The 9330-nt window shown below is 70.8% G+C and carries 6 protein-coding genes and 1 pseudogene; 4 read left to right on the forward strand and 3 right to left on the reverse strand.

Annotated features, from left to right (window positions below; genetic code table 11):
• Nucleotides 1-340: 340 nt before the first annotated feature.
• The 3 genes and pseudogenes from ACFW2E_RS29610 to ACFW2E_RS29620 form a co-directional block, all read left to right on the forward strand.
• Nucleotides 341-1231 carry an expansin EXLX1 family cellulose-binding protein gene (locus ACFW2E_RS29610; RefSeq protein WP_384470137.1) on the forward strand — a complete coding sequence of 297 codons (891 nt, stop codon included), beginning with the start codon at nucleotides 341-343 and terminating at the stop codon, nucleotides 1229-1231.
• 188 nt (nucleotides 1232-1419) lie between these two features.
• Nucleotides 1420-3810, forward strand: coding sequence for an ATP-binding cassette domain-containing protein (locus ACFW2E_RS29615; protein ID WP_384470138.1), 2391 nt, complete (start codon nucleotides 1420-1422; stop codon nucleotides 3808-3810).
• A gap of 175 nt (nucleotides 3811-3985) precedes the next feature.
• Nucleotides 3986-4732: pseudogene (locus ACFW2E_RS29620) on the forward strand (alpha/beta fold hydrolase); the annotation flags it as partial.
• Nucleotides 4733-4954: 222 nt separating this feature from the next.
• On the opposite strand, the gene ACFW2E_RS29625 reads toward ACFW2E_RS29620, so the two are convergent.
• Nucleotides 4955-5932, reverse strand: coding sequence for an asparaginase domain-containing protein (locus tag ACFW2E_RS29625; protein ID WP_384470139.1), 978 nt, complete (start codon nucleotides 5930-5932; stop codon nucleotides 4955-4957).
• A 457-nt stretch (nucleotides 5933-6389) separates the two neighbouring features.
• Between ACFW2E_RS29625 and ACFW2E_RS29630 the strand changes: the two genes are divergently transcribed.
• Nucleotides 6390-6557 carry a hypothetical protein gene (locus ACFW2E_RS29630; protein WP_384470140.1) on the forward strand — a complete coding sequence of 56 codons (168 nt, stop codon included), beginning with the start codon at nucleotides 6390-6392 and terminating at the stop codon, nucleotides 6555-6557.
• 308 nt (nucleotides 6558-6865) lie between these two features.
• Here ACFW2E_RS29630 and ACFW2E_RS29635 read toward each other — a convergent pair whose 3' ends face one another.
• Nucleotides 6866-8551, reverse strand: coding sequence for an MFS transporter (locus ACFW2E_RS29635; RefSeq protein ID WP_384470145.1), 1686 nt, complete (start codon nucleotides 8549-8551; stop codon nucleotides 6866-6868).
• Between the two features lie 125 nt (nucleotides 8552-8676).
• On the reverse strand, nucleotides 8677-9138 hold the full coding sequence (locus tag ACFW2E_RS29640) for a MarR family winged helix-turn-helix transcriptional regulator (RefSeq protein WP_384470141.1): 462 nt from the start codon (nucleotides 9136-9138) through the stop codon (nucleotides 8677-8679).
• Nucleotides 9139-9330: the final 192 nt, after the last annotated feature.

A 9330-nucleotide genomic window follows, 5' to 3' on the forward strand; every position in this document is an offset into this window, starting at 1 on the left:
CTCCGGATCAGGGCGACGGAGGTCCCCGATGCCGAACCGCTCGGGGCGTTCACCCCGTCAGGCGTTGCACCACGGCCCCGTCCGTGGGCGGCGTTCGGGCGGGGCGGGCCTTCGACGGAAGAAGAGGCGGGGTACACGGACTTCGCCGGGTTCGATACGCGACGCCACGTCAACTTGCCGATCCTGGGGACACCTTCGCCGACGACCCGGTCGCCCTCGTCGGGATGCCCGGCTCCGGGGTTGCCGCCGTCTTCCCGGGTCTGACACGATCGCCGCCTCATCCGCCACTGCCTCGGGCAGAGGCCGTCAGGGAGGTCCGTTGCGCAGGCGGTGGCTCTTGATGTCCGCGGCTGCGGCGGTCATCGTGGCCGCCCTGGCCCTGCTGTTCCCCGACGGCAAGGCGGACGCGGGGCGCGCCGCGGCCACGCCGGTCGCCGAAGGCCCGGCGAGCGTCCCGCACACCGGCGGGACGCCGACCCCCTCCCACAGCGCCACCACCGCGCAGGCAACGCCGTCGGCCGGGCGTACCCCGCGGACGGCATCGCCCGGCACTGCCACCACAGCGGCGAAGCCGTCGGCGGCGGACCCACCGCGGGGAGCGACCGGCAGCGCCCCACCGGCGGGACGCATACGGCCCGGGCGAACCTACGAAGGCGTCGCCACCTTCTACGACTCCGATGGCACAGGCGCCTGCCTGTACGACCGGAGCGACGACGTCCTGACCGGCGCGATGAACTCCGCCGACTACGAGTCGGCCAAGGCCTGCGGTGCGTTCGTGTCCGTCCGCGCGGCCGACGGGGCCTCCGTCACCGTCCGGATCACCAACGAGTGCCCGGGGGAGTGCCGGCCTGGGCAGATCGACCTCAGCGCCCAGGCCTTCGCGAAGCTCGCCGATCCCACGAAGGGCCGGATCCCGATCACCTGGAAGCTGGTGAGCCCCGCCGGCCGAGGCCCGATGTCGATCCGGTACAAGACCGGGTCCAGCCGGTACTGGTGCGGCATCCAGGTGATCGGCCACCGGAACCCGGTGGCCCGGCTGGAGGTCCGCGCCGCGGACGGCTGGCGCGAGCTGCCCCGCACCGACTACAACTACTTCCTCTCCGAGACCGGTGCGGGGTGCGGGAGCGCCATCAGGGTCACCGACATCTTCGGACAACGGCTCGTGGCCGACGGCGTCGCGATCAGGCCGAACGCCGTGCAGCCGACCGGGGTCCAGTTCGCCCGGCACTGACCCCGTCCCGGTACGTGGACGATCAGGAATGGAGAAGCGCCGGCCCCTCGGTCGCACGTAGCGTGGGTACCCTGCCGCCGCCGCGCCGACGGCGAAGAACAGACGTGCTGCTCGCAGCCGGCCGGAACGAGCCAGGCGACAACGACGGGGGCCCGCGACGGCGGCCCTGCCCGACAGATGGAGACACGATGAGCAAGGCCACGAGGACGGACACGCAGTCGTCCGTGCCGCACGTAGCCGACAGCCACGATCTGATCCGCGTGCACGGAGCGCGTGAGAACAATCTCAAGGACGTCAGCATCGAGATCCCGAAGCGCCGGCTGACGGTGTTCACCGGCGTCTCCGGCTCCGGCAAGAGCTCACTCGTGTTCGACACCATCGCCGCCGAGTCGCAGCGACTGATCAATGAGACCTACAGCGCCTTCGTGCAGGGCTTCATGCCGACACTGGCGCGACCCGAGGTCGACGTCCTCGACGGCCTGACCACCGCGATCATCGTGGACCAGCAGCGGATGGGCGCCGACCCCCGCTCCACCGTCGGCACCGCCACCGACGCCAACGCCATGCTGCGCATCCTCTTCAGCCGGCTCGGCAAGCCGCACATCGGCTCGCCCAAGGCGTTCTCCTTCAACGTCGCCTCGATCAGCGGCGCCGGCGCGGTCACCGTGGAGCGCGCCGGACAGAAGGTGAAGGAGCGCCGATCCTTCAGCATCACCGGCGGCATGTGCCCGCGCTGCGAGGGCCGGGGTGCGGTCACCGACATCGACCTCACCCAGCTCTACGACGACTCCAAGTCGCTCAACGAGGGCGCACTCACCATCCCCGGCTACAAGTCCGGCGGCTGGAACTACCGGCTGTACACCGAATCGGGCCTGGTCGACCCGGACAAGCCGATCCGCAAGTACACCAAGAAGGAGCTCCACTCCTTCCTGTACCTCGAAGCGACCCGGATGAAGATCGCGGGCATCAACATGACCTACGAGGGCCTGGTCCCGCGGGTCCAGAAGTCGATGCTCGCCAAGGACAAGGAGTCGATGCAGCCGCACATCCGGGCGTTCGTGGAGCGCGCGGTGACCTTCATGGACTGCCCCGACTGCGACGGCACCCGGCTCACCGAGGCGGCCCGGTCGTCGAAGATCAACGGGATCAGCATCGCGGACGCCTGCGCGATGCAGATCAGCGACCTGGCCGAGTGGGTCCGCGGCCTCGGCGAGCCGTCGGTGGCTCCGCTGCTCGCGTCACTCCGGGAGTCTCTCGAGTCGTTCGTGGAGATCGGCCTCGGCTATCTCTCGCTGGACCGGCCGTCGGGCACGCTCTCGGGCGGCGAGGCACAGCGCGTGAAGATGATCCGCCACCTCGGCTCCTCCCTCACCGACACCACGTACGTCTTCGACGAGCCCACCGTGGGCCTGCACCCCCACGACATCCAGCGGATGAACGACCTGTTGCTGCGGCTGCGGGACAAGGGCAACACGGTGCTCGTCGTGGAGCACAAGCCCGAGGTGATCGCCATCGCCGACCACATCGTCGACCTCGGCCCCGGCGCGGGCACGGCGGGTGGCACCGTCTGCTTCGAGGGTTCCGTCGCGGGGCTGCGCACCGCCGGCACCATCACCGGGCGCCACTTCGACGACCGGGCCTCCCTCAAGGAGCAGGTGCGCAAGCCGACCGGAGCACTTGAGATCCGGGGCGCGACGACCCACAACCTGCAGGGCGTCGACGTCGACGTCCCACTCGGGGTGCTCTGTGTGGTCACGGGCGTCGCCGGCTCGGGCAAGAGCTCCCTGATCCACGGGTCGGTCCCCGCCTCCGAGGGTGTGGTGTCGGTCGACCAGACGCCCATCCGGGGCTCCCGGCGCAGCAACCCGGCGACGTACACCGGACTTCTGGAACCGATCCGCAAGGCCTTCGCGTCGGCCAATGGCGTCAAGCCGGCGCTGTTCAGCGCCAACTCCGAGGGTGCCTGCCCCACCTGCAACGGCGCCGGGGTCATCTACACGGACCTCGCGATGATGGCCGGCGTCGCCACCACCTGCGAGGACTGCGAGGGGAAGCGGTATCAGGCCTCGGTGCTGGAGTACCACCTCGGCGGCCGCGACATCAGCGAGGTGCTCGCCATGTCGGTGAGCGAGGCCGAGGAGTTCTTCGGTGCCGGCGAGGCACACACCCCGGCCGCGCACCGCATCCTGGACCGGCTCGCCGACGTCGGGCTCGGCTACCTCACCCTCGGCCAGCCGCTCACCACGCTGTCCGGCGGAGAACGACAGCGGCTCAAGCTTGCGACCCACATGGCCGACAAGGGCGGTGTCTACGTCCTCGACGAGCCGACCACCGGTCTCCACCTCGCCGACGTCGAGCAGCTGCTGGGCCTGCTCGACCGATTGGTCGACTCCGGCAAGTCGGTCATCGTCATCGAGCACCACCAGGCGGTCATGGCGCACGCCGACTGGATCATCGACCTCGGCCCCGGCGCCGGTCACGACGGAGGCCGGATCGTCTTCGAGGGCACGCCCGCCGACCTCGTCACCGCCCGCTCCACCGTCACCGGCGAGCACCTCGCGGCCTACGTCGGCAGCTGACCGGACCTGGGACCCGCCGGCGCCGGCCGTCTTTGGTACCGGTGCCCGGTGTGCCCGGTGCTCGACGGGCTTTGATATTGAGTGTCGGTCGTAGTTGCCTGCCTCGATGCCTGAAGGAGCTGTCATGGCGGGGGTTTTGTCCGACATCGGCGAATGGGTCGCCGGTGGCGAGCGGATGCGCGTGCAGACACGTACGCGGAGCTTCGAGCTGTTCGTGCGTCAGGACGGTCCGGCCGACGGACTGCCGGTCACGCTGGTCCACGGGTTTCCCACCTCGTCGCACGACTGGTCCGCCGTCGTTCCGCGCCTGGCCGCGCATGGCTGCCGTGTGCTCACGCTCGATCTCCTCGGCTTCGGGACCAGTGACAAGCCGCGTGATCACGTGTACTCCGTCGTGGAGCAGGCCGAGCTCGTGGAAGGCGTCTGGCAGGCCCTGGGCATCGGCTCAACAGCGCTGGTGGCGCACGACTACGGCGTGAGCGTGGGCCAGGAACTGCTGGCGCGCGACTTCGCTCGTGTCAGTCGTATGGCCTGGCTGAACGGCGGGCTGTATCCGGATCTGCACCGGCCCATCGCCCGGCAGCGCCTGTTGCACAGCCGTGCCGGAGCCGTGCTCGTGCACGCCATGACGGAACGCCGGTTCACCTCGTCCATGCGCCAGGTCCTCGCCCGGCCGGTGGCGGACGAGGACCTGCACGCCATGTGGGAGAGCGTCGCGCACGAGGACGGCCATCTGCTGGCACACCGGCTGCTGCGGTACATCGACGAACGCAAGCAGCATGCCGCCCGGTGGGCGGGGGCCCTGCAGGAGTACCCGGGACCGACGCTGTTCGTGTGGGGCCCCGCCGATCCCATCAGTGGCGCGCACGTCCTCGAGCGGATCCGGGCCCGTCTCACCGCCGCCCGCGTCGTCGAACTCGCCGAGCCTGTCCCCGTCGGGCACTACCCGCAGGTCGAGGAGCCCGACGCGGTGTCGGAGGCCCTCACCGCGTTCCTGACCGAGGGTACGGGCCGAGCGGGTCGCGTGCCCCGTCCTGGGCGCGGGGGGGGGCGCGCCCCCCCCCCTTGCGTCCCGGGGGTTGGGGGCGGCGGGGCAGCGGCCCCCGGCCCGCCCGGGCAGGCCCCCCGGCCCGGCGGCCATCGGCTAACCGTGCTCGGCGAATGCCGCGGCCACCTCGTCGCGATCCGCACCTGCCGCGAGCAGCAGCCGGAGCAGCACCCTGGCCTTGTACGGATCGAGCAGCCCGCCATTGATCAGGCCGCGCTCCTGCAGGTCCGTCTCCGAGCCCGGCTGGTGGTAGGTGTGCCGCAGGACCGGGCCACTGCCCGTGCGGGAGGTCAGGACGACGGGAATGCACTCGGCCAGCGCGCCCAGCAAGGGCGAGAGGCGGGCGGGCACGTGTCCGACCCCGAATCCCGCGACCACCAGGCCCTGGTGTGTCTCGGCCAGCCCCGTCAGCTGAGAGCCGTCGTCGTCGAGCGTGACGCAGTGCAGGGCGACGCGTGCGGCGTCGAGCCGCTCCGCGTCGAATGCGGCCGGCCGGAGCCCACGACGCCGTGGCGCGGCCAGGACACGCACCCTGCCCTCCACGACGTGCCCCACCGGACCGGCGTTCGGTGACACGAAGGTCGCCGTGCTCGTACTGTGGGACTTGCGGACCCACCGTGCCGCGTGCACCTCGTCGTTGAATGGCACCACCGCGCCCCGACCACCAACCCCGCGCGACCCGGCGACCCGGAAGGCCGGGAGCACGTAGGGCGGGGCCTCGGCGCCCGCCCAGGCCGGGGGTCGCAGAGCGCGCGGGCGTAAGAACGGTGCGTCATGCGGCCAGACCAGGTCGACGACGAACGCGGTCTCCTCCAGCGTGTCCGTGCCCTGCGTGACGACGATGCCGGCCGCTCCCTCCGCCACGGCCCGCGAGGCGTCCCGGACGACTTCGAGGATCTGGGCGAACGTCAGGCTCCCGCTCGGCACGGCATGGGCGTCCCGTACGTCCAGCAGCACCCCGGACTCATCGAGCCCCGGCACCGCGGAGGTGATTTCGGCACCGGTCAGCCGTTCCCCCTTGGCACGCCCCGACACCGATATGGTGCCCCCGAGGGCGAACACCGCCACACTCATGCTCCGCCTCCGTCGTTCGCAACAGCCGTCAGGGTACGCCGGTTGTCCCACCCGACTCGGTTCCGCGAGATGCTGCGCGACAAGCCGGACGATACGATTGGGGGAGATCTCGGACCCCACGAAACGCCATGGAAGATCTACGCGATGCATGGTCCACGTGGGGGTGACATCTGCACGGCGTGACGGAGCGGGGATTTCCGCCCTCGGTGTTCTGTGCGACCGCCGCCGCGGGTGATGGAGCCGTCACGTCCCACCGGCCGCATCGGTAGCGCCCAAGGCAGGTTGAATGATGAACCGGACTCGTCGTCGCGCAGCACTCACGCTCCTGGCCACCCCCGCCCTCGCGGTGGGCCCCGCGGTTGCCGCACATGCCTCTGCCCCCGTCGCCCCCAAGGCTTCGCCGACCGCGGTCTGCCATGTCGAAACAGAGTCGAACGGCAAGTACCACCTTTGGGGTATGGGGTTCCCAGGCGGCACGAAGGTGACCTACTCGGGTTCCTCTTCGGGCACCGTCTCCACGGACAAGTCGGGAAGGTTCGATCTCGGCGGGCTCACCGGGAGCAAGTGGGTCGTCAGGACGGGCAACGGAATGACCACGGTCACCTGCACCAAGGCCATGCACTGAGGGAGCGGAGCCGGCACCGACCCGGGCTGGACATGATGCCCTCGACGCGGAAGGGCGCCGAGGGCATCGCCTCACTTCGGCAGGTCACCCCCCGGCTGTCGCCCGATGTGTGCGGGGTGTTGGGGCCAGGCGGAAGTCCAGGTCCCGCCGTGCGCGGTAGCGGGTGGCGCATGCGTCAAGTCGCCTTCCGGGAAGGGGACATGAAGGCGCCGCGAGGCTGGGAGACCACTCGATGGGCCGCAAGAGGCGTTCGCGTACGGACGATTGAGTCCGGGTGAATGGTTCGCCGGCTGTGGTGTGTTCGGCCGCTACCGGGCCGGGCGGCCGGCTTGCGCCGTGGGCCCGTCGCCGGGCGAGCGTGCCACGCCGGCACCGGTCGTGGGGGCGCCCTTCGGGGTTCGGTCTTCGGGAAGTTCGTGCCGGCCCCGCAGAGCCGAGGCGAGCGCTGACACGAGGGCCATAGCGGTGGCGACGCCGAAGACGATCGTCAGGCCGTGGTGGAAGGGACCCGAGACGAGCTGGGGGAAGAAGCTGTGACCCGTCAGCGCTTCGCGCTGCGCCGAGGACAACCGAGTCGGCGAGCCGGTGGAGTCGAGCAGGTGGCTGATGGGGTTGTTGCCGAGGAACGTCGCGAACAGCGTGCTGACCGGTGGCAGCGACGCGGCCCGGTCGGCCGTGGCGGCCGGCACACCGTGCGCCCGCAGGCCGTCGCCGAGCGCCGAGGGCAGTGACGAGGCCAGCCCCGAGACCATCAGGGAGAAGAACACGCCGATGGACAGGGCGGTGCCGGAGTTCTGGAAGGTGGAGCGCATCCCCGAGGCCACGCCCCGGTACTCGGCCGGCACACTGCCCATGATCGACGACGTGTTGGGCGCGGAGAACATGCCCTGGCCGAGTCCGTTCAGCAGCAGCAGCGCGGCGAACACGCCGTAGTCGAAGTTCACGGGCAGTGCCAGCAGGCCCAGGAACGAGAGTGCGACCACCAGCAGGCCCGTCGTCGAGAACAGCCGGGCGCCGAAGCGGTCGGAGAGGGTGCCGGACACGGGTCCGGCGATCAGGAATCCCAGGGTCAGCGGGAGCATGAAGATGCCGGCCCACAGCGGGGTGTCCTCGAAGTCGTAACCGTGCAGCGGCAGCCAGATGCCCTGCAACCAGATGATGAGCATGAACTGCAGGCCGCCGCGTGCGATCGCGGTGAGCAGCGCCGCCACGTTGCCCGCGGCGAACGCCCGCACCTTGAACAGGGACAGCCGGAACATGGGCTCGGCGATGCGGGTCTCGACGAAGCAGAACAGCAGGAGCAGGAAGACACCGCCCGACAGGCCCGCGAGCACCCACGGGTTGCCCCAACCGGTCGCGCTGTCGCCGTAGGGCTGGATCCCGTAGGTGATGCCGGCGAGCAGGATCCCGGCACCGGCGGCGAAGGTGATGTTGCCGAACCAGTCGATCCGTCCGCGTCGGCCGGATGCCGTCTCGCGCAGGCTCAGCCAGGACCAGACGGTCCCGGTGACGCTGATCGGCACGCTCACCCAGAACACCGCCCGCCAGTCGACGGCGGCGAGCAGACCCCCGGCGAGCAGGCCGAGGAACTGCCCTGCGAGCGCGGTGATCTGGTTGACGCCCAGAGCCATTCCGCGCTGCCGGGCGGGGAAGGCGTCGGTGAGTATGGCGGCCGAGTTGGCGGTGAGCATGGAGCCGCCGAAGGCCTGCACGATGCGCCACAGGATCAGCCACATGGCCCCGGCGGCGGCACGGAACGGGTCGAGGGACAACGCGACCGACGCGCAGGCGAAGACGAGGAAGCCGAGGTTGTAGATCCGTACCCGGCCGAACATGTCTCCGAGCCGGCCGAGGACGACGACGAGCACCGCCGACACCAGCAGGTAACCCAGGATCATCCACAGCAGGTAGCCGATGTTGCCCGGTGCGAGGGGATCGAGGCCGATTCCGCGGAAGATCGCCGGCAGAGAGATGATCACGATGGACGCGTCCATCGTGGCGATCAGGACGCCGAGCGTGGTGTTGGACAGAGCGACCCACTTGTACCCGGGTCCCGGCGGCGAGTCGTCGGGGCGGGCGAGCCGGGGGAGTGGCCCGCCGCGTTCGGCGGAGCGGCGGCTCACAGCAGTTCCGCCAGCCGGTCGAGCAGGGGCAGGGCGTCCTGGAGCACGCGCCGCTCCCGAGGGGTGAGGTCTTCCAGGGCGTGTGCGAGCCGGCCGACGGACTCGCAGCGGCGTTCCTCCAGCATGATCCGGCCCTCCTCCGTGATCGACACGATGGCGCGCCGTCCGTCCGTGGCGTGCGGAGCGCGCCGCACGAGGCCGCGCTGTTCGAGACCGGCGAGAGTGCTGGCCATCGCCTGCGGTCGGACGCGCTCCAGTTCCGCGAGCGAGCCCGGCGTGCCCGGCCCGGCACCGGCGAGCCGGGCCAGTACGGACACGCCGGACAGCGACACATCGCCCACGGCGTGTGCCTGACGCAGCCGACGGGTGATCCGCGCGACCGCCAGGCGCAGGGCGGCGGCGAGCGGTGCGGCGTCCGGACACTCACCGGAAGAGCTGTGACCTGCGGTCTTCTCCACATCCACAACTAATAACAATAGGTTTATCAGTCTGGACTGTCCAACCAAACTTTAGTCATGCCCGCTAGGTCGTGGCGGGTGGCGGCAGTCGGCCACGAAGGCCTCCGGGCAGGGGCGGGGGGGCCCCGCCCCCGCGGGGCGGGGCTCCCCCCGCGCCCCCCCGGCGCCCGCGGGAACCACCGGGCCGGCCGG

The sequence above is a fragment of the Streptomyces sp. NPDC058964 genome, from assembly GCF_042741275.1.
Classification (GTDB): Bacteria; Actinomycetota; Actinomycetes; order Streptomycetales; family Streptomycetaceae; genus Streptomyces.